This window comes from Anaerotignum sp. MB30-C6 (assembly GCF_030908465.1).
Classification (GTDB): Bacteria; Bacillota; Clostridia; order Lachnospirales; family Anaerotignaceae; genus Chakrabartyella.
In genome coordinates, this window is sequence record NZ_CP133078.1 from 943370 (window position 1) to 964727 (window position 21358).

A 21358-nucleotide genomic window follows, 5' to 3' on the forward strand; every position below is an offset into this window, starting at 1 on the left:
CATGGGTTCTTCCCGCAAGAGAAAAGCAAAGGTTCGTTCGGAACCAGAATTGAGTGTAAATAAAAGCATGTATATATCCCTGCCTGAATTTTTGCAAGCACAGTCGGAGGGATATATGCCCTTGCATAAGCACCCCGATGTTAAGGTATGTGTAAAGAAAATAGCTGACTTAGTTTCCAGTATGCCTATTTACCAGATGCAAAATGCAGGGAGCATAGGCAATGTTAGGCTTGTTGATAAATTATCACGTAAGATTGATATTGACCCCAATCCGTATTTAACCCGAAAAACACTGATATATAAATGCGTTGAAGAGTTGCTTTTGTATGGCAATTCTTTTTTATTGCCAGCTCACGATCGAGAAGGTCTTTTGCAGGAGTTAAGGCCAATGGAAAGCAGAGCGGTCTCCTTGTATCCCTTGGATGATGGGGGCTACAAAGTAAAGATAGGTAATATTGATTTTGATAGCGATGAAATCATTAACTTCGTAAATAACCCTTGTTACGATAGACCATGGCAAGGAAAAAGTTATCGGGTACAGCTTTCCGATGTTTTGCGTAACATCAAGCAGAGCAATGATATAAAATCAGATTTCTACACAAAGCATTACCGCCCAGGATTGATATTCTTCTTCAATGGGGATTCTGATGCATTCAGCAGTGAAGCGGAGCGGGATAAGACCTTTGAGAAATGGGTGAAAACCAAGCCCGGACAGCCTTATACATTTCCAGAGGGTCTGATCAGTGTGGAGAAGTTTCAAAATATGAGCCTTTCAGATATTGCCATCAACGAAAGTGTGCAGTTGGACAAAAGGTTTATTGCAGCATTAATTGGTGTCCCTGCATTCTTCCTTGGAATTGGCGAGTACAACGAAAAGGAATACAACAATTTTATTGATACAACCATACGGCCCATAGCTGAAATATTGCAACAGGAACTTACTAAAAAACTATTAATTGCAAGTGATAGGTTCTTTAAATTTAACATCAACAGCCTTAAGGCTTTTGATATGGATAGTAGGCTTTCGTCCATGTACGAGGGTAAAGCTATGGGAGTATTCAATGCTGATGAAGTTAGGGTCGTTGCTGGGTATGAGCCTACAGGTTTACCAGAAATGACGGAGTACACAATGCTTGAAAATTACATACCTGTGAAGGATGCAAACAAGCAGAAAAAACTATTACAAGGCGGTGATAAAAATGGAAATGCGGACAGCTAATTTTAAGTCTGAGTTTAGGACAAGGGAAGAGGAAACTGGTGAAAAAATCATAGCTGGATATTTCATTGTCTACAATCAGCAGACGGAACTATGGCACAATTTTTTTGAGGAGATAGCAAGCGGGGCCTGCACAAAATCGCTGAATCTTAATGATGTTAGAGCTTTGTATAATCACGACTCTAATTTTGTATTGGGCAGAAAGTCAGCAGGAACCCTTATGTTGAAAGAGGACTCTTATGGTGTTTATGGGGAGATAAAGATTAACCCCAATGATAGCGAAGCAGTAAACATCTACGAAAGAGTAAAGCGTGGTGATATTGACGGGTGTAGCTTTGGTTTCTATTCGGAATATGAGCATGAGGAATACATCAAGCTCACGGATGATATTTCTAAATGCATCATCAAAGAAGCGGATGTTAGAGAGGTAAGTGTTTGCCCTTTTCCTGCGTATCCTCAAACACAAATCAGTGCAAGAAAGCAGGATTTTGAAAGAAGACAAGATTTTGAGAAAAGAAAAAACGAGTTAAAGGAGAGATTGCGTAATGGCTAACATGCAGATTTTAGCAGCACAAAAAAGAATGAAAGAAAAGGCACTTGCTGACTTAGAGGCAAGGGGGTTAAGCTTTTTATCCAAGAGAAAAGAGTTGGAGGAAAGAGCCGAGAAGGTTGAAACAGAGCAGGACTTAAATACTATTGTGGCCGAAACTGATGAAAATGACGGCAACATTAGGGAAAATGAAGAGCAGCAGGAAGCGTTAAGAACTGAGATTGCGGGTATTGATACCCAGATGGCTGATTTTGAAAAGAGATTAGGTCAGGCATTCAAGGAAACCAAAAAGAGGGGTGGAAATATGACGGAAGAAATGGAAGAAAAGAGAGCTGCCATTAACGGATATATCCGCAAGAGGGCAGTTGCGGGCATTACCAGCACAACAGCGGAGGTTACGATTCCAGCAGAGATTCTTTATAATCCTCAGGACGAATTAAAAACACTGTTAGATTTGTCAAAGTATGTAACCATCGCCAATGTAACTGCTGCTAGTGGCAAATACCCAGTCAGAAAACGAGCAAACGCAACACTTGCCTCCGTTATTGAGTTGGAAACAAACCCCAAGCTTGCAGACCCTAGCTTTAACGAAGTGCCTTGGGAGATTGAAACATTCAGAGGGGCTATTGCTATTTCGCAAGAGGCCATTGACGATAGTGCAATCGACCTTATTCCTCTAGTGGCAAAGGATGCTGCGGAACAAAAGCTTAATACGGTGAATGGGAAAATTTCTGCTGTGTTAAAGACCTTTACACCATTGACGGTAACGGGTGTGGATGGCATTAAAGAGATTGTGAACAAGAAGTTGGATAGGGCGTATGAACGCATGATTATTGCGTCTGCGTCCTTTTATCATGCTGTAGATACCTTGAAAGATAAAGACGGCAGATATCTTTTACAGCAGGATATTAAAAGCCCAACAGGCCACGTGTTCTTAGGAATGCCCATTGAGATTGTAAACGACACAGACCTTGGAGCGGAAGGCGATGCAAAGGCATTTATTGGCGATGTAAAAAGAGGTGTATTCATGGCAAACCGCAAAGATTTGGAAGTGAAGTGGGTAGACCACCATATTTACGGTGAATATTTGAGGGCTGGTATTCGCTTCGGTATTACAAAAGCTGATGCAAATGCAGGATATCTCGTTACATATACGCCGCCAGTGGGGGAGTGATACAGCCCTCTAGCCTTGAATTAGGTCAAATGACCAATGCCCAACTGTTGGAATACGGCTTAAGCCATGGGGCTGATGTTAACAGCAGAATGAAGAAAGTAGAGTTAATTTCTGCAATAGAGGGGGCTGTATAATGGATGAGGAATTAATTTTAACCCTTGTAAAGCAAAGGCTGGGGTTCACTTCTACGGTAAGAGATACTTATTTGCAGCACATTATAAAAAGTGTTCTGGATAATTTGATACGGGTCAGGGGCATTGCTCTTGACCCTGAAAGGAGCGACCACACTTTCTTTGTTGTGAAGTATGCTGTATGGGAATATCAAAGCAAAGAAAAGGGCGAGGTGGGTATGCCTGTATGGATGCGGTTGGAACTGAACAATCTGAAAATGAAATCGGAGGGATGATGGTTTGAATACCTACGACCATGAATTAATTTTAGTGAAAAAAGAATTTAAAATCATTCCTCCAGGAGAATCAGTGGTGACGGAAACCCTAACTGCTGTGCTGTGCAATGTTCACAGCGCAGGGCAGAAAGAGTTTTACAAAGGACGGCAGTCGGGATTAAAGCCAGAGTATGAGTTTACGATTCATGCTTTTGAGTATGATGGACAACAAGAAGTGGAGTTTAATGGGAAGCGGTATAGCGTTATTCGAACCCATTCTAAGGACTTGGAAGAAATACAACTTATATGTGGATTGAAAGCGTAGGTGATGAAATGTCTATTAATGTTGACGAAATGGCAGCGGAAATCGCAGAAATGTTGGGAGAATATCAGGTCGAAATCACTAAAAATATTGATGCCAGTAGCAAGGTAGTAGCCGATCAAGGGGCAAAAAAACTAAAAGAAACAAGCCCAAGAACTCCGAAAGGTGGAGACTATGCTAAGAGTTGGAAAGCTGAAAAAACAAGCGAAAATAATATTGGCGATGACCCTAGTTACACAATCTACAACAAAGACCATTATCGGCTAACGCACTTGCTGGAAAATGGCCATGCCACCCGTAATGGGGGTAGAACTAGGGCGATTAAGCATATTCAACCAGTGGAGCAGACGCTAATTAAGGAGTACGAAATCGCAGTGGAGGAGGCGATAGAAAATGCTTCAAAATGATTTGTACCAACTATTAGCAAAGACAGGTTTAGATGTTTATTTTTATCAAACAGAAGAACCTGTATCCCCTCCTTATGTGGTTTATTTGCGTGATGGTACAGCTTCATGGGGTTCTGATGATAGAAATTTTATCCGAAAAGACAGCTACATTGTAGAGTTTTATTCAGTTAAACAGGATGCAGAAAACCAAGGGAAGATTGAAACCTTGCTAGACAGTGCGGGAATCAACTATACAACAGTGGAAAGCTACCTGCAGGACGAAGGTTTGTATATGGTAGCTTTTTATTTTGATATTGTAAGAAAGGTGTGAGAGTATGGAAAAGATTGTATTAGGTAGTGGCAAACTGTACGTTGATGAATTTACTGGTACATTGCCTGAGGATGCAGTAATTGAGGTTGAAGAGAAACTTCTTGGTTATATCCAGGGCGGTGCAGCGTTAAGTTATAAGCCATCGTTTTATGAAGCAAAAGACGATTTAGGCATGGTGTCCAAAAAGATGATTACCGATGAAGAGGCAATTTTGAAATCGGGAGTCATGACTTGGAATGGTAAAACGCTACAAAAACTTTCTTCCACAGCGAGAGTTACGGAGGATAAGGAAAAGAAAGTTAGAACGGTAAAAATCGGTGGTTCTGGCAACCATGACGGAAAGAAATATGTAATCCACTTTGTCCATGAGGATAATGTGGATGGAGATATTCGCATTACCATTGTCGGCAGCAATGAAGCGGGCTTTGAGTTGGCTTTTGCAAAGGATAAGGAGACTGTTATCAATGCAGAATTTAAGGCACAGCCTCAGGACAATGAGGGTACTTTGATTCTGTATAAAGAAGAAGATAGCAGCATTACAGCGTAATTGGAAAGGGGTACCTCGGTATCCCTTTTTCATTTCTATAAAAACTAGAAAGGATTTGATTTTATGTTAGATTTACAAAAAATTTCAAGTGATGCTTATGAGATCAAATGGTTTGATGGCACTGTATTAAGATTGCTGAAACCTTCCAGGGCAATGGAAATCAGTTTTTTAGAGATTTTCAACCAGGAGAAGGATGAAAAGGCAGCCCTTAAAACAATACACTATTTAGCCTATCAAATTTTCAGTAGGCATGAGCCTGTTTATGTAGACAAAAAGGGATTTTTCAACAAGCTTATGGGGAAAAAAGAATTGCTTGAAATCACAAAGGAAGATGTGGAGAAAATTAACTACAACGTTTTGTTTGAGTTGCTAAAGGAATATTTTGACCATTATTATACGAACTTGAAAATGGGGGAATAGAGATCCCCTGTATGCCTGCTGGTGCGGGGGATGAAGCCGAGGATTACTTGGTAACTGAAACAGAGGAGGTAAAGATGGTATCCGATTATTCAGGGCTTGATTTTGAAGTATGTCTGAATCTTGGTATTGATACTTTTAAATTGCTTTTTCGTGATGCCTTTGTATACCGTATGAAACAAACGGAAAAAGGTAGGGAATATCTTGAAAATGCTTGGTTGTTGAAACAAACCAAACCAGACAGAAAAAAATTGAGACAACGCTTTCGAAAGGAGGGGGGCCATGTCAAATATTAAAGGCATTACCATACAGATTGGTGCGGATACCAAGGGATTCAAAAGTGGATTGGCTGAGTTAAATAAGTCAACGAAAAACCTACAAAGTGAATTAAAATCCGTGGATAAGGCATTAAAGCTAGACCCAACCAATACTGATTTGATTAGGCAAAAACAAGGTCTGTTAAAGGATGCCATCGGGGAAACGGAAACAAAAATAAATGCTTTAAAGGCAGCCAAAGACAAAGCAGACAAGGAAATGAAAAGCGGTACCGAAATCAATCAAGAAGAATATCGGAGATTGCAAAGAGAAATAACTTTCACCGAGTCGGCTCTTGATAACCTACAAGAACAGGCCAAGACAAGCAATATTGTCAAGGGTGTTTTGGGTGATGCAAAAGAGGGGTTTGAAGATTTTACAAAAAAGGCGGCTGTTGTTACGGTAGGTGTAGGCGCTGTTGCCACTGGCCTTGGTGCGTGTGCCAAAAAAGCCGATGAATTGAAACAATCCTACAACACCCTTCAAACCCAAACAGGGGCAACGGATGAAGAAATGGAAGGATTAGAACAATCCTTAAAAAATATCTATGCCAATAATTACGGTGAAAACTTTGAGGACATTGCCATATCTATAGCAGAGGTGAAAAATCAAACAGGGCTTGCCGGGGACGAGTTGGAAGCCATGACGGAAAATGCCATTACCCTGCGTGATACCTTTGGATTTGAAGTCCAGGAAAGCACCAGGGCAGCCGATATGATGATGAAGCAGTTTGGTATTACTTCCGATGAAGCGTTTAACCTCATTGCACAAGGCAGCCAGAATGGATTAGACAAGAATGGAAACTTGCTTGATAGTATCAATGAGTATTCTGTGCATTTCCAACAGCTTGGTTTAGACAGTGAAGAAATGTTCAATATGTTCTCCAACGGTGCAAAAACAGGGGTTTTTGATGTGGATAAACTTGGGGATGCTGTGAAAGAATTTGGTATCAGAGCCAAGGATGGCAGTAGTACAACCATTGAAGCCTATGAAGCATTAGGTTTAAATGCCGATGAATTGCAAGTGAAATTTGCTCAAGGTGGGGAGAGTGCAAACGAAGCCTTTCAAACGGTTACCCAGGCATTGAATGATTGTGATGATGAAGTAGCAAAAAATCAAGCCGGTGTTAGTTTGTTCGGTACCATGTGGGAAGATATGGGGGCGGATGCAGTAAAGGCCTTAACCGATACAAACGGGGAATTTGACAAGACAGCGGACAATTTGGAAAAAATCAAAGAGATAAAATATGATAGCTTGGGTAGTGCGTTTCAAGGTATCGGTAGGCAGTTAGAAACGGGCTTGGTTATTCCTATTGGCGAAAAGGTATTGCCAAAGCTGAATGAGTTGGCCAATTACATACAGCAAAACATGCCCCAAATTCAAGCAACATTTCAAGGGATTATGGATGGTATCGGCGGTGCAATTTCCTTTGTAGTAGACAATTTGAATATTATTATCCCTATTTTATCTGGTGCTGTAGCGGGCTTTGTTGCGTTCAATGTGATAAATACCATCGTGCCTTTATTTACTGCAATTCAAACAGCGATTGCCGGGACCACAACGGTACAAGCTGCGTTAAATGCCGTCATGGCAGCGAACCCCTTTGGATTAATAGTTACAGCGATTGCAGCTTTGGTAGCGGCAGGGGTAGCCCTTTATATGAATTGGGATATCGTAAAGCAAAAATGTGATGAATTGTTTACGGCATTGTCTGCTATATGGGAAAATATCAAAACAACGGTGGATACCAAGATAGAAGAAATCAACACTTTTTTATATAACAAGTCGGAAGACTTTAAGGCTGCGGGCAGGAAGATTTTCAATGATTTATGGAATGGTATTAAGGAAATATGGAGCAGCATTACAACATGGATAACCACCAGCTTTGATACCGTCATTACTACGATTACAGGATTTGCCACGAAAGCTTATGAAGCAGGTAAAGAGATATTTACCAAAGTTTGGGATGGTATGAAAAATGTATGGGGTGATATTACTGGTTGGATTAGTAGTAGAGCGGACGATATTAAGGATACATTAATGTTCTGGAAAGATAAGGCTGAAGAAACCAAGAAAGCAAAAAGAGAGGCCGAAGATGATGCGGATGGTAGCCATAGAAATGGTTTATCCTATGTTCCTTTTGATGGGTATAGGTCTATTCTTCACGAAGGGGAAAGGGTGCTGACTAAGCCAGAGGCAGAAAGATACCGTAAAAATGAGGGTAAAGGCAGTAGTGCCAATGTTACAAATAATTTTTATGGTGTAAAAGAAGAGGCCACAGCATTTAAGGCATATAGAGCAACAAAGAAAGCAATTCGGGAAACAGGTTTAAAACCCCAGTCAACGTAAAAGGAGGGGATTCAGTTTGCTAATCACAAAAACAACTAGAGTAATTTATAGAAATGAAGTAGGTGGGGAGATTGAATTTTCTCCCTTTTCCTCTTATTTTTTAGAAGCTTTTGAAGAAGAAACGAAAAATAGTATTACTGCTAATAAGACCAATCTTATCCATGGTGAGAATTATATCTCCAACACACTAGAAAGCAGATACATTTCTTTGGCTGGAATTATTGATAAGAACTCAACTACAAAAGCCTTAATAAGAAATTTAATTAGGGTTGTCAATCCAATTTTAAAGGGAAAATTGATTTATCAGAACGAAAATGAAACAAAAGAAATTGAAGTAATTCCAGAGCAAGTACCAGATCCAAAAGCTAACGGTGGTTTGATTAGGTATGAGGTTTCTTTGGTTGCGAACAATCCATTTTGGAAGAATACAGAGAATATTGAAAACATTGCATTATGGACACCTAAACTACATTTCCCTTTAGTCATTCCAAAAAATCAAGGTATGGTATTTGGTGTGAAAAAATCAGCCTTTGAAAAGTTAATTGAAAATGAAGGTGATGTTGAAAGTGGTTTTAGAGTAGTATTCAAGGCTAGAAGTGGAACGGTAGATAATCCCAAACTATTGAATAAGCTAACGGGTAAATTTATTAGGATTAATTACGCTATGGAAAAAGGTGACTCAATAGAAGTGATTTGTTATCCAGAAAAGAAAAAGGTTACTGTGAATAGTATCATAAATGGATTCCGTTTTCTTGATATTGAAAGTACATTTTTTACATTGGACGTAGGCAGAAATATTCTTCAATATGATGCGGATATAAATAAAACCAATTTAGATGTTATTCTCTATTATACACCACGATTCTTGGGGGTGTAAGTATGGATTTATATGTATATGAAAACTTTGAACTACAGGGGCTAATTACTCAATATGATTCTTTATGTTGGACTAGACGGTTTAATGATGTTGGGGAATGTGAGATTGTAATGCCATTTGATGAAGAGATATTTATGCTGTTGAAAATTAACAGTGTGCTTTACCATAAGCAAAATAATGAAGCCTGTTTTGTTTTACAAAAGAATGTTACTACTGACTCATTCGGAAACGAAAAGTTAACCATAATTGGAAAAAGCATATCTTGCATCCTAAAAAATAGAATTACTAGTTTTATCGGTGATACTAAAATTTCTGATTTGGTAACAAAGCTGTTAAATGAAAACTTCATCAAGGCAACTAATATAAATAGAAATATCCCTAATATGGTTATAGATTCAGTGGTTTTACAGAATAACCCTGTTATAAGCTTAAAGTATGAAAATGCTGACGTTTTCACCATCATAAAGGAAATTACGCAGCAGTACGATATAGGTTTTCGGATTAACTATGATATTGCAAATAAAAGATATGTATTTGAACTATATGAAGGAATAGTTCAAACTGACGTAAAATTCAGCAAAGAATTTAATAACGTACTAGAGCAAGAATATTACCTTAACACCACAGAGCATAAAAACACCTGTATTGTTGAGAATGACCAGGGTTCGGCGATCATTGTTAATGATGGTAATAAGGGACTGGCCAGAAAAGAAACATACATGAAATTAGATTCTCAAAGCACAATTACGGCACAGGAACAAGGAAAGCTTTATTTACAACAATTTAAAGTTTCAGAAACATTAGATACTGTAATGGATACCAATTCAATACAGTTTTTTTATTTGGTCGATTGGAATTTAGGCGATGTAGTAACAACGGTTAATAAAAAGCTAGGTGTAACCATTCAAAAAAATATAGTTGAGATAGAAGAATTCTATGATACGACTGGTTTGAACTTGGCTGTCACATTTGGCGATTATTTAAAATAAAGGAAGTGATATAGTGGCAGAAATGAAAGAATTTGGTTTTCCCTTTGATGCCATTGAGGACGAAAAAACGGGGGAATTTGACAGGGTATACAGTGCTAAAGATTTTGCAGAATATTTCAAGCAATTTATCTCTAACGGCGTGTATCCTAATCCCTCTAATGGTTTAGAGATTGAAGCATTAACTAACAACATGGTAGTAACTTTACATAAAGGTAGTGGGTATATCAACGGTTATGCTTATGTATTGCCAGAGGATTTACCTATGTTTATTTCACCTAGCCATGCAAGCTACAACAGGAAGGATTCTATTGTGCTACAGTGGAATGCAACCACAAGGGAGATTAAGGCAATCTATAAAGAAGGTGTAGCTAGTGCTAATCCACAGCCACCACAATTAATTAGAAATGCTGATATTTACGAATTGCAGTTAGCTCTCATTCTTGTTAAGAGTGGCATACAAAGAATTACGCAGGCAGAGATTACATCTAAAAAGTTAGATGTTAGTGTTTGCGGTATTGTTCATGCTGTAGTAGATACGGTTGATACAACAGAGATTTTCAAGCAGTATGAAACCTATCTCAATCAAAAGATTACTGAATGGAATGAGACTAAAGCACAGCAAAAGGCAGATTGGGAAACGCAAATGTCGACTCAGCAGACAGGATGGCAAGAACAGACAACTACACAGCAGAAAAATTTTGATGCCCGTCAAGCTATTATTCAAGCATGGTTTAATGAGATTCAAGGCAATATTTCTAAGTTGCAAACGTTTAATTTTGACAATATTGCTGTGTTAAAAGGGTGTACGAGAGCGACTAACATTCTTGTAGCAAATGGGGTGAAAACTGTTACGGAGACTATCAGTATCACTTTGAGTGGCAAAAAAGTTGCTGAAAGAATAAATACTTTCAACTTAGATGGTAGTATTAAAGTAGAATTAAATGTATTTGATGAAGACGGCATCACTCCAATAGACTACAAAAGCAGTATAACAATTGTCACTTTTAGTGCAGATAAAAATACAATTACGGAGGTGGTTACATGAGTTGGGCAGAATGCTCATGGATTTTAAGCAATCAAGCATCAGCAGGAAGTGGGGTATTTGACAGGACAGCTTTTGAATTTCAAACAGAACTGGATTTGTTTACAGGAGGCATTGACCAAATTTGCGTGTGTAAATTCATAGCCCCAGAAGATGGATTATATAGGTATACATACGATGTAGCTAATGGCAGTGGGGTTAATTTTGCACACTCTTTGAGCTATCTGTGTCTTAATTTATTTACATTCATGCCTGATTCTACCAGCATTTGGTATTATGGTCAAAACCAAAGTGAATTTAGAAAGTATGTCGGCTTAGTGATAGGGGAAAAAGCCAGCGGAATTTCTATCTCTCAAGTATATAACGTAGCTCTCATAAATGCACTGTCAATTTACTCTGAAGAAACTCTTATAGCTACCCAACAAAAAACATTTGAGTGGTTCTTAAGAGCAAAAAAGGGAGATATTTTAGCTTTTGTTATTAAATCAGCAAATATTTCTGGTGTGATTTTAAAAAATCAGAAAGTAATCTATTAAAGGAGGTGACCGCATTGAACAAATACTATTTTATAAAAGATGGTGTTGTTTATTATAAAACTGACTCAATGACGAACCCCATAATGTTTGGGAAAATAGTATGTCCTATATTGTCTGAAGTTAATGACGAATACGAAGTGTTTGAAATTAAAAAGTTTAATACTGACACTTGTAAGTATGAAATTACAAACGAGTTTGACGAGTTTGAAATTAAAGGAGAATTTGTAAAAGTTATTGACGGCAAAGTTAAAGTTCCTATTAAACAAGGGGCTGAAGGTACTTATGAACCTACGCAACTTGACAGGATAGAGGCTATGGTTGTAGCTAAAAACGAAGAAATACAAAAAACCGCTATTGATTCATATACTTTACAACTTATGGAAGAAGGTGTCTTATGAGAATTTTAGTAGAGAGTATGAAAAGACTGTACCTTTCGAAAAAAATTACTAAAAACGATATTGAACTGCGTTTTAAAAATGCGTTGCTGACCGAAGAAGAATATAACTACATAATAATGTTATGAGGTTATGATTTAAACAGCAACAACTAAATATAATTAAATATTTATAGGAATTAGGTTCGGGAGAGATTCCGAGTCTTTTGTATTAGGTAGGGGTGATTACGTTGGAAGTTGTAGTAATTGGTGTGATGCAAGGGGTAGTGACCGCCATGGGTATTTGGTTTCTGCAGAAAAGCATGACAAAGCGGGATAAGGCCACCCAAGAGAGAGAAAAGGCAAGGGAAGACATGGAGTACAATCTTTTGACAGCGGTAAACGCTTCTATTTCATTGGGCGAGGCTACGGCAAAGGCGGTGCAGCGGATTCCTGATGCCCATTGCAACGGGGATATGACGACAGCTTTGGAGTATACCACAACGGTTAAGCATGAGCTAAAAAACTTCCTTAATCGGAAGGCGGTGGAGAAGGTTGTCTGAAAGGAAAAAACGCAGACGTTTTCGGATTAATGACGATACCATGACAACTATTGTGGTGTCATCTTTGCTTTTCTGCGTAGCGGTGGTTGTTGCTGGTATGGTTTTAGCCTATTTCGGTGTAGATGTTTCCGCTATCGTTGGGAATGCCCTAACGGTCTTTGGTACGGAGCTAGGGATTTGCGGTGTCATGACCATATTTAACCGCTGGGCGGATAGACAGGATAAGCAAGCAGAGAAACGGCAGGAAAGAAGAATTAAGAAGGAGGAAATGAGGAATGAAAGAGAGCGAAGCGAAAGAAGTTCAGGGTGAATTATTAGAAAGTAAAGCATCCTTAAGCGAAGGAACAAAGATTTCAATTCAAAATTTACTAACGGTAAAATCGTTGGTTACTATCCTACTGACGTTTGTTTTTGGCTGGTTGGCTTTGAAGGGGCGAATCACCGGAGAGCAGTTTTTGACTATCTTCAGCGTGGTAATTGCGTTCTATTTCGGTACCCAGTATGAAAAAGGAAAAGGAGGCGGTGAGGAATGAATCCAGTTTTGTATATGCAGAATGATCCCAAGTGGGCAAGCCATGACTACTCTGCACCAGGGGAGAAAACAACAATTAAGGCTGAGGGGTGCGGTATTACCTGTGCTGCCATGGTGATTGCAACTCTGGCCGACAAGAATGTTACACCAATTACAACGGCAGAATGGTCAAAGAAACGTGGATACAAGGCCAAGGGGCAAGGTACATATTATTCGTATTTCAAGCCCCAGGGAGCAGAATATGGCATTGAAATTACAATGCTGAATGGCACGAGTATTTATGGTTCTCCTTCTTCAAAGTATCACGAATTGGCAAAGCAAGCCATTGAGCGTGGTGATATGGTTATCGCTTGCATGGGAAAAGGGAATTGGACAACCAGTGGGCATTATGTTTTATGGTATGGCTTGGAAGCGGGAAAAGTTCTCATTAATGATCCATGGTCAAATAAACCGAAACAAACATATGCTGATTACAATTTGTTTAAAAGTCAGGTGAAGTATTACTGGGTTGTAAAGGTACCAGAACAATTAAAGGGGGATGATGAAATGGTAACAAGAGAGAAAATCATAATTGATGGAAAAGAAAGAGAAGTAACCATGATTCGTAAAGGTGGAACAACGTACATCAAAACAAGAGATATTGCAGAGCTACTAGGGCTAAAGGTTGGTAGTAAGGGAAGAGTCCCTGTGATTGAAACAAGGTAAAAATGTAAAATTGTGTTTTGTCAATTTGCCCCTATGAGGGGCTTTTTGTAACGAGAGGTAAAAGAAAAAATTGAACTTGAATAGGAGGAGATAAATTTTTGGATAGTTTTATTGCTTGGGTAGGCGGAAAGAAGTTATTGAGAAAAGAAATCGTGAGTAGGTTTCCTGAAGACGGTATTAAAAAATATGTGGAAGTGTTTGGTGGTGCAGGATGGGTATTATTCCATAAAGATAAACACGCGGAAAAAGAGGTCTATAACGACATTAATTCTGAGTTGGTGAATTTATTTAGGAATGTAAAATATCATCCAGAAGCGGTGGCCAAGGAACTTGAATTTACTTTGAGTGCTAGGGAGATTTTTGAAAGATACAAAGCGGCTGACGTTAGCCAGATGACGGAGATTCAGCGGGCGGCCAGATATTTGTATTTAATAAAGCTTTCCTATGGTGCAACAGTAAGTTCTTTTGGCTGCAGAGTTAGAAAGACAGTTGATTTAAATGTTTTGCACCAGGTGAAAGTACGTCTTGACGGTATACTTATCGAAAACAAGAGTTTTACAAAGTTAATTCCTGCCCAAGATGGAGAGGGGACTCTCTTTTACTGCGATCCACCGTATCATAATACGGAAAAATATTACGATACAGGTGAGGATGTGTTCAATGAAGAAATGCACATTTTGTTGAGAGATACATTAAAAGGTATTAAAGGGAAATTTATTTTATCATATAATGATGATGAATTTATCAGAGAGCTTTATAAGGATTTTGTGATTGAAGAAGTGGAGCGGTCTCATAATTTAAAAACGGCTATGGGTGAAAAAGGAAGTAAATATAAGGAGTTAATTATTAGGAATTATTAATTTTATAAATTGCATGATAAACCCCTCAATGAGGGGTTTTATTTTTTTTCGGAAAAAGGGATGAAATTAGAGAAACCAAAGGTGTTTTTTATAATAGGAAAAATATATATAATTTTACAAAATAATGGAAAAATATTTTTAAATATGTATAATAAGATGTAAGCAAATGAATTCAAAAATGGGAAGTTAAAAATGAATTTGTAATAGGAATTAACTTAATTAACTTGTTATCAAACTGTTTCCCGAAGAAAGTGTATACCTTGTAACTATTTAATAGTAGTAAAAATGAAATTAGGGAGATGTCTATATGAAAGTATTTATTAGTTGGTCTGGAACAAAAAGTCATAAGGTAGGGTTGATTTTTAGGGAATGGCTTCCTTCTGTCATTCAGTCATTAGAACCATATGTTTCATCTGAAGATATAGACAAAGGTGCTCGATGGAGTTCTGACATAGCAAAAGAACTTGAAGACTCGACATGTGGAATTTTGTGCGTTACTAAGGATAACCTTCACGCGCCATGGCTATCTTTTGAAGCAGGAGCATTATCAAAAACAATGGATAAATCACTTGTTACACCATTTCTTTTTGATATAAAGAGAGCCGAAGTGAATGGACCGATTTTGCAATTTCAGTCTACTGCTTTTGAAAGAGAAGATGTAAAAAAACTTCTGCAAACTTTAAACAAAGCTTGTGGTGAATCTGGAATAACTGAATCTATGTTGGATAAAGCTTTTGATGTTTGGTATCCAAGCTTAGAGGGAAGCTTAAACAAAATCAAAGAAGACGAAGGTGGTGATGAAGAAGAGGCAACGAAATTCGCTACTGAACTTGAAAGTACAGCTGTTATTGAGGAAATATTAGAACTTTCTCGTGACAATCAAAAGCTCTTGAGGAATCCTGATTCTAAGGTTTCTGAAAGTATTGAAGATGTAAAGAAACGCTTGGACTATATCACCTCTCGCTTTGAAAGAAATATAGACATAGATGATCGCCGAATATCGAAAAACTATAAATTTATGTTAGTAAGTGAGTTTACACAATCAATACTCCCGAGATGCCAAAAACAATATGCTTTTTTAGTGGCGTTAAGTTTTTTTCAGGAAGATTTTCCGTGGGTATACAATATGGGTAAAGCGTTGGCTGATGTTCTTGGATCGGATGCTTCTCTTGAGGAGAAAAAAGAATCATTAGTGGATTTTGAAAGATTGTTGGATTTTACATGTAATCACCCTTTGATGCGAGAAGTATATGGACGAAGAAAAGACACTAGTATGGTTCTTAAAGAAATGCCACGAATGTTGATGAATATATTAATGAATTTTGAAAATGAACTATACGATAAAATCTGATGATTTGAAAATCATCTATCTTCGAATAATTTATGATATCCAAAACGTCTAAAAATGTTTTAGCAGGACATGCTCATTATAGTAGCAATAATAAATTTAGATATACCCAATATTTAGTTTTTATTGTAATTTTAGTGCGATAATACGCAGTATAATAAGGTGGATGAAGAAAGGGTAGTTCTAAAATGGAAAAACAAAAAACATTTTATCAATTTAAAAGTAGAAAACTCTGGAAAGAAAGTGTTGGAGTTGGATTTGCAATTTTTGGTGTTGTATCAGCAATAGTAGGAGTTTTGGGAGTTTCTTTTTCCGATATTTCTGATACTGCTTGGATAATTCTTTTACTAACGATTGCTTCTCTTGTATTTTCTTATTTGATTGCTGTTGTTTGGCAATGGTGGAATATAAGAGACAGTATATCTCTAAAAATCAGAGGGATTAAGGTTATAGTTCGTCAGGGCGATATTTTTAAAGAAAAGGGATGGAAAGTCATTGGCGTTGATGATACTTTCAGCACATCAGGAAACGATATGATCATTTCACACTCTTCTCTTCATGGGAAATTGATTAAACAGCTTAAAGAAAATGGCAAAATCGGAGAGTTTGAAGTTGCTATTTCAATGGATAACAATAACCATAGTGTTTCTCTTGGTTGCGTAAAAACATACAATGATTACATATTATTAGCATGGACACATCTTAATAGTGATAATGAAGCTCACATTGACAACGACAATTATGAAGGTATATTGCGAAAAATGTGGCGAGAGATAGGTCGAGTTTATTCAGGAAAACCAATTTGTTTGCCTATTTTAGGCGATGGTATAACTCGTTTTGATGGTGTATCTGAAAAACCTTCCCCATTTGAGTTATTGAAATGCATGCTTTGCACGTTAAAAACAAGTAACATTCAATTAAAAGCACCTATCACTATCGTTGTTTACGATAGGATAAACGAAATAAGTCTTTATGATCTGAAAGGATTTATTGATTAATGTGTTGATGATGATATTTTGAAGAAATTGAAGATATTGAAGAAATTGATTAAGAATATGTAGTTTTGTTTGCAGGGATTCTAAACTGAGTTTTAGTTATCTTGTGGCATGTTACCTGCAATTCACGAAAACCAACAATGTGTTCTAAAATTTATAATTTGGGTTAAAATTTAAACAAAGATAAGATAAATTGCAATACACATATCGTTATAAGAGTTACTTATTTAAAATATTTAGAATCTAAATTTGGAGGGCAAAAATGAATCAAACAGGTAATTACAGCGCATTTTATGTAAAAGAACCATTTAAGGAAACGAATCTGGGTGCTAATACAGCACATGACTTCTGTTACTATAATACATTGAAAATGTGGAAGGGTAAAGATTCGACTTTCCCATTTGTTGATTCACACAACAAAAATTATAGTGTCCGTGATGACAGTAGTTGGGATACTCTGCGGAATCGCCTTAGAGAACGGTTACGTGGCTCTAAAAACATTGTTCTTTTCTTAAGTTCGAATACATATGAAAGCAAAGCATTAGCAGAAGAGCTTGAATACGGAATAAATGTTCGGGGACTTCCAGTGATAGTTATCTATCCTGACTATGGAGAAAAAACAGATATTGCAAACGGTAAAGAGATAAAGCAATATATTAAAACTCTGTGGGACAAGGTACCAACTTTTAAAAAATATATGTGCGATGTTGCAACAATACATGTTCCTATGAAACAATCGCTTATTGCCATGGCACTTGAAGATAAAGATATCATGGTTAGCACTATGAAGATGGGAAGATTTTTCTATTAGGTACAGTTAGATAATCAATAGCCTTTCGGGTGTCACGAACAGCCTTTAATGCTTAAAATGACGGATTTAGTATTAGAATGGTGCGCATTTGTACCATAATTGGAAGTTTAAATTATCGTGAAGTAGATACTATAAGGCTGGATATCGGACTGAATATCACTTATAAACAGCTTTACATTTAAAAGTTTGGAGGACTAATTATGGAATTAAGTATCCAAGATCAATCTTTTCTTGACTCTTTTGAGCATATTAAAGAGTATGATATTGATGAGTATAATAAAAATAAGCTTAATTTATTTATGATTCGTGTAAATGCTAATGAGTTTGATTATAATACTCTAATTTATAATTTGCTAGACACTGTAATATCTTTTTCTGTATCACGAAATGTTCAAACCAAATACGTTAATAAGCCAGCTAGGCTACATAAAAAAGCAGTAGATAAATTTGTTGAGCATTGTAGAAATACAGGAGAGTTGGGTGAATTACTTTTATATGCTTTTTTAGAATGCCATCTTAAAGCACCTAAAATTCTTTCTAAACTTGAGCTGAAAACTTCTACGAGTATGTATGTAAACGGAGCGGATGGCGTCCATTATTTAGAATTACCTAATGGAAATTATCAGTTGATATTTGGTGAGTCCAAAACAATTAAAGGTTTATCAGATGCAATAAGTTCAGCATTTAAATCGATTTATGAGTTTAAAAATGAAATTAATTCTAAAGGTAATGCAAAAAGTGGAATAAACTATGAGAAGTCATTAATTAGCGATAACATCATGAAAGAGACGTTTAACAAAAATGATATTGACTTTATAACTAAATTAATATATCCATCAAAAAATTCGGATTTTAGAGTAGATGATGCATTTGGAATTTTTATTGGATATGAAGTGGAAATTTTAAAAGAAGACAAAAAACTTCCTAATGATGAATTTGTAGATAAATTAAAGACTAAGATTGAAGAGGAAGTGGAAGAAAACATCGAAAAAATCATAAAAGCAATTGATGAAAACGACTTAATTGGACACTCGTTTTATGTATATGTGTTGCCGTTCACTAACTTAGATGCAAGTAGGAAAAAAGTTATGGAGGGAGTAACTTAATGAATTGGTTTAAAAATTTAGTGAATAAAGCTCTAAAAGACGATTATCTTGATGAATTAATCATAAAAGCAGAGATTCTATATACATATACTTTTTTATCTTATACTAGCAATAATATAGAAAAACCATTTTATTTATCAGAAAAAGAATTTGTAGATATTGTAAAATTTGCTGACATACTATGCAGAAGTGAATTGTCTATTGCAAGAAATAAAGCATATAAAATAATCAGCTTAATTTACGATAGTTATAGAGAGGATAAGTTTTTTTTACAATGCGCAGATATAGTTCTAACTAAATTAGGTATATTTCCTACATTAGGGCTTATAGAGAATCAAAGTGACATTTCCTCTATTGAAAATGTGTTAGAAAAGGTAGTAAAAGAAGTTTATCAAGAATCTCCATTTGGAGGAAAAACTTTTACGGATGCACAGTATAGACTTTTTGAAAGATTGAAAAATAGTAATCATTTTAGTTTTTCTGGACCCACATCCTTTGGCAAATCATTTGTAATGGAAGCATTTATTCATCATATTATACAAGAGCGACACGGAATAGATAATATTGTTATACTTGTACCAACAAGGGCACTAATAAATCAAGTGAGCAAAAAGTTGAAAAGTGAGATTAAAACACAGAAATACAAGGTTCTCACCCACCCAGTTGTACCAGGGATATTTAAAAGTGATAATAATAAATACGTATTTGTATTTACTCCTGAACGTTGGATATCATATTTATCGAATAAGGATAATCCGGTAGTAACGTATATGTTTATAGATGAAGCACATAAAACTGTTTCTATAAATGATACTCGTTCTCCCTTATACTACCATGCAATTTTACAGGCAGAACGAAAAAGTATTAATCTGTACTTTGCATCTCCTAATATTCCAAATGCTGAGATATTTCTGCAATTATTTGAAAAAAGCAGCGATGAAACTATGGTAATCGAAGATGTATCAGTATCTCAAAATAGATATTTTATTGATTTAATAGAAAAAAAGGCCGTGCTTTTTTCAGATACTGGGAAGGAAATATCGTTTTATTATGACTTTAGCACAGAAAAAGGTAGATTAACAAAAGTACTAAATAGATTTGGTGAAGGGAATCAAAATATAGTGTATTGCAATACTGTTGATGACACAATAGAATTTTCTATGAAATATGCAAAGACACGAACACTTAAAGAAGATAAAAGAATAACTGAGCTAATTTCATTAGTTAAATCTTTCGTACACAAAGATTATTATTTAATTGATTGCTTAAAATATGGAGTTGCCTTTCACTTTGGCAGATTGCCACAAAGAATTAGAGAACGAGTAGAGCAATTATTTATTGATGGAGTTATTGATTATGTCTTTTGTACATCTACTTTGTTAGAAGGAGTAAATCTACCAGCCAAAAACATCTTCATATTCAGTAATGCTATTGGGCTAACTAAGTTTAAGGATATTGATTTTTGGAATTTAGCTGGTAGAGCAGGTAGACTTAGCAAAGAAATGAGTGGGAATATTATTTGTGTAAGGGCGTTTGACAAAGTAAATAGGTGGAAAAATCCAGAAATAGATTTGGAAATAGTTCGAAACAAGTCAATAAAACCTATAGAACCTACTATAATAAAAGGCCAAGGGAATTTTTATAAGAATATAGGAAATGTGATTCAGAATAAACCATTTACTAAAGCGAAACCCACTGAAAATGAGCGGGTTTTATGGAATCAGTATTCAAATATTTTATATGTCCATCAAACAAGTAAAAGTGACTCAATATTAATGAATACTTTTCTAAAGAAAAATGCTGAGGCAAAAAAAATATTAGACAGTGTTTCCAAAAACAATAAAATACCAGTATACATTCTTGAACAATCAACAGGTATAAAACCAAAATACCAAAATAAATTATGGGCATCAGAGGAGATAGAAGCATTTCCAAGTGAAGTTAGTACTGATTCATGTGAAATTATATTAAATATTCTTTATGATGTATATAACTGGATGGATGAAGAATCTGGCGGTAGAAATCCAATGGTGAAGAATAAATCAAGGCTTAAATACTTTGCTGTACTTATGAATTCTTGGATTTCTGGTTATCAACTAAACATGATAATAAAAAATACTTTGAGATATTTTCAAAGACGAGGATTTATTTATGAATATGGGCAAGAAATAGCATTTGATAAAGATGATAAATCGCATATTAATAAGGTTATTAACGACTTAATGTCTGATATTGATAATGTTCTAAGATTTAAAATCAAAAACTATATGTTAAATTATTACTTGATTTATTCTGAGAAGACAGAGGATACAAATCCTCCTAAATGGATAGATTATATTGAATATGGAACAACCGAAAGTGCAGTTATAGCACTTCAAACAATAGGGTTGCCTCGTCATTTATCTAATTTTATTATCAAGCATCATGATGATTGTATGGTCATAGAAGGCAATGAATTGATGGAAATTAATAGTGATAAATTATTGAGTAAAATTGATAGAGAAAGGTTTGCACAAGAATTTGAAGAGATTAGTGAATTTTTAAGAAATATATAGCCTAATCACTTGATGGGATTTTTAATGGGCGGTTTAAATTGCGTAAAATGTTTATATGTTAAATTACGAAATAC

General features: G+C 36.1%; 27 protein-coding genes. All 27 read left to right on the top strand.

Annotated elements, in window-relative coordinates; all coding sequences use genetic code 11:
* The first annotated feature begins 1 nt into the window (after position 1).
* The 27 genes from RBQ60_RS04965 to RBQ60_RS05095 all read left to right on the top strand — a co-directional run bounded on the left by RBQ60_RS04965 (position 2) and on the right by RBQ60_RS05095 (position 21284).
* Positions 2-1219: a phage portal protein gene (locus tag RBQ60_RS04965; RefSeq protein WP_307885465.1), complete on the top strand. Its 1218-nt coding sequence runs from the start codon at positions 2-4 to the stop codon at positions 1217-1219.
* On the top strand, positions 1200-1769 hold the full coding sequence (locus tag RBQ60_RS04970; RefSeq protein ID WP_307885466.1) for an HK97 family phage prohead protease: 570 nt from the start codon (positions 1200-1202) through the stop codon (positions 1767-1769). Before RBQ60_RS04965 ends, RBQ60_RS04970 begins: the two co-directional genes overlap by 20 nt.
* Positions 1762-2940 carry a phage major capsid protein gene (locus tag RBQ60_RS04975; RefSeq protein ID WP_307885467.1) on the top strand — a complete coding sequence of 393 codons (1179 nt, stop codon included), beginning with the start codon at positions 1762-1764 and terminating at the stop codon, positions 2938-2940. Before RBQ60_RS04970 ends, RBQ60_RS04975 begins: the two co-directional genes overlap by 8 nt.
* Entirely contained in the window at positions 2937-3074 is a 138-nt protein-coding gene (locus RBQ60_RS04980; RefSeq protein ID WP_307885468.1) for a hypothetical protein, read from the top strand. Before RBQ60_RS04975 ends, RBQ60_RS04980 begins: the two co-directional genes overlap by 4 nt.
* Positions 3074-3346: a hypothetical protein gene (locus tag RBQ60_RS04985; protein ID WP_307885469.1), complete on the top strand. Its 273-nt coding sequence runs from the start codon at positions 3074-3076 to the stop codon at positions 3344-3346. The genes RBQ60_RS04980 and RBQ60_RS04985 overlap by 1 nt, the downstream gene beginning before the upstream one ends.
* 4 nt (positions 3347-3350) lie before the next feature.
* Positions 3351-3650, top strand: a complete 300-nt coding sequence (locus RBQ60_RS04990; protein WP_307885470.1) for a phage head closure protein — start codon at positions 3351-3353, stop codon at positions 3648-3650.
* Between the two features lie 8 nt (positions 3651-3658).
* Positions 3659-4054, top strand: coding sequence for an HK97 gp10 family phage protein (locus RBQ60_RS04995; RefSeq protein ID WP_307885471.1), 396 nt, complete (start codon positions 3659-3661; stop codon positions 4052-4054).
* Positions 4041-4364: a hypothetical protein gene (locus RBQ60_RS05000; RefSeq protein ID WP_307885472.1), complete on the top strand. Its 324-nt coding sequence runs from the start codon at positions 4041-4043 to the stop codon at positions 4362-4364. The genes RBQ60_RS04995 and RBQ60_RS05000 overlap by 14 nt, the downstream gene beginning before the upstream one ends.
* 4 nt (positions 4365-4368) lie before the next feature.
* Positions 4369-4911: a hypothetical protein gene (locus RBQ60_RS05005; protein WP_307885473.1), complete on the top strand. Its 543-nt coding sequence runs from the start codon at positions 4369-4371 to the stop codon at positions 4909-4911.
* A 63-nt stretch (positions 4912-4974) separates the two neighbouring features.
* Complete coding sequence (locus RBQ60_RS05010; RefSeq protein ID WP_307885474.1) at positions 4975-5331, top strand: hypothetical protein; 357 nt, start codon at positions 4975-4977, stop codon at positions 5329-5331.
* Positions 5332-5342: 11 nt separating this feature from the next.
* A complete protein-coding gene (locus RBQ60_RS05015; protein WP_307885475.1) occupies positions 5343-5624 on the top strand; it encodes a hypothetical protein in 282 nt (93 codons plus the stop codon).
* A complete protein-coding gene (locus tag RBQ60_RS05020) occupies positions 5611-7992 on the top strand; it encodes a phage tail tape measure protein (protein WP_307885476.1) in 2382 nt (793 codons plus the stop codon). Before RBQ60_RS05015 ends, RBQ60_RS05020 begins: the two co-directional genes overlap by 14 nt.
* Before the next feature lie 16 nt (positions 7993-8008).
* On the top strand, positions 8009-8869 hold the full coding sequence (locus tag RBQ60_RS05025) for a phage distal tail protein (protein WP_307885477.1): 861 nt from the start codon (positions 8009-8011) through the stop codon (positions 8867-8869).
* A 2-nt stretch (positions 8870-8871) separates the two neighbouring features.
* Positions 8872-9858 carry a siphovirus ReqiPepy6 Gp37-like family protein gene (locus RBQ60_RS05030; protein ID WP_307885478.1) on the top strand — a complete coding sequence of 329 codons (987 nt, stop codon included), beginning with the start codon at positions 8872-8874 and terminating at the stop codon, positions 9856-9858.
* A gap of 13 nt (positions 9859-9871) precedes the next feature.
* Positions 9872-10903 (top strand): hypothetical protein, encoded by a 1032-nt coding sequence (locus RBQ60_RS05035; protein ID WP_307885479.1) that lies wholly within the window; start codon positions 9872-9874, stop codon positions 10901-10903.
* Positions 10900-11436: a hypothetical protein gene (locus RBQ60_RS05040; protein ID WP_307885480.1), complete on the top strand. Its 537-nt coding sequence runs from the start codon at positions 10900-10902 to the stop codon at positions 11434-11436. Before RBQ60_RS05035 ends, RBQ60_RS05040 begins: the two co-directional genes overlap by 4 nt.
* Before the next feature lie 14 nt (positions 11437-11450).
* On the top strand, positions 11451-11834 hold the full coding sequence (locus RBQ60_RS05045; RefSeq protein WP_307885481.1) for a hypothetical protein: 384 nt from the start codon (positions 11451-11453) through the stop codon (positions 11832-11834).
* Positions 11835-12060: 226 nt separating this feature from the next.
* Positions 12061-12372, top strand: coding sequence for a serine/threonine protein kinase (locus RBQ60_RS05050; protein WP_307885482.1), 312 nt, complete (start codon positions 12061-12063; stop codon positions 12370-12372).
* Entirely contained in the window at positions 12365-12682 is a 318-nt protein-coding gene (locus tag RBQ60_RS05055; protein WP_307885483.1) for a hypothetical protein, read from the top strand. Before RBQ60_RS05050 ends, RBQ60_RS05055 begins: the two co-directional genes overlap by 8 nt.
* The gene (locus RBQ60_RS05060) at positions 12648-12905 is read left to right on the top strand and encodes a hypothetical protein (RefSeq protein WP_307885484.1); all 258 of its coding nucleotides are present in this window, start codon (positions 12648-12650) and stop codon (positions 12903-12905) included. Before RBQ60_RS05055 ends, RBQ60_RS05060 begins: the two co-directional genes overlap by 35 nt.
* Positions 12902-13609 carry a C39 family peptidase gene (locus tag RBQ60_RS05065; RefSeq protein ID WP_307885485.1) on the top strand — a complete coding sequence of 236 codons (708 nt, stop codon included), beginning with the start codon at positions 12902-12904 and terminating at the stop codon, positions 13607-13609. The genes RBQ60_RS05060 and RBQ60_RS05065 overlap by 4 nt, the downstream gene beginning before the upstream one ends.
* A gap of 98 nt (positions 13610-13707) precedes the next feature.
* Positions 13708-14469 carry a DNA adenine methylase gene (locus RBQ60_RS05070; RefSeq protein WP_307885486.1) on the top strand — a complete coding sequence of 254 codons (762 nt, stop codon included), beginning with the start codon at positions 13708-13710 and terminating at the stop codon, positions 14467-14469.
* A 307-nt stretch (positions 14470-14776) separates the two neighbouring features.
* Entirely contained in the window at positions 14777-15820 is a 1044-nt protein-coding gene (locus tag RBQ60_RS05075) for a TIR domain-containing protein (RefSeq protein WP_307885487.1), read from the top strand.
* A gap of 185 nt (positions 15821-16005) precedes the next feature.
* On the top strand, positions 16006-16815 hold the full coding sequence (locus RBQ60_RS05080) for a macro domain-containing protein (RefSeq protein WP_307885488.1): 810 nt from the start codon (positions 16006-16008) through the stop codon (positions 16813-16815).
* A 259-nt stretch (positions 16816-17074) separates the two neighbouring features.
* Positions 17075-17623: a TIR domain-containing protein gene (locus RBQ60_RS05085; protein WP_307885490.1), complete on the top strand. Its 549-nt coding sequence runs from the start codon at positions 17075-17077 to the stop codon at positions 17621-17623.
* Between the two features lie 200 nt (positions 17624-17823).
* Positions 17824-18729, top strand: coding sequence for a HamA C-terminal domain-containing protein (locus tag RBQ60_RS05090; protein WP_307885491.1), 906 nt, complete (start codon positions 17824-17826; stop codon positions 18727-18729).
* Entirely contained in the window at positions 18729-21284 is a 2556-nt protein-coding gene (locus RBQ60_RS05095) for a DEAD/DEAH box helicase (RefSeq protein WP_307885492.1), read from the top strand. Before RBQ60_RS05090 ends, RBQ60_RS05095 begins: the two co-directional genes overlap by 1 nt.
* Positions 21285-21358 lie beyond the last annotated feature (74 nt).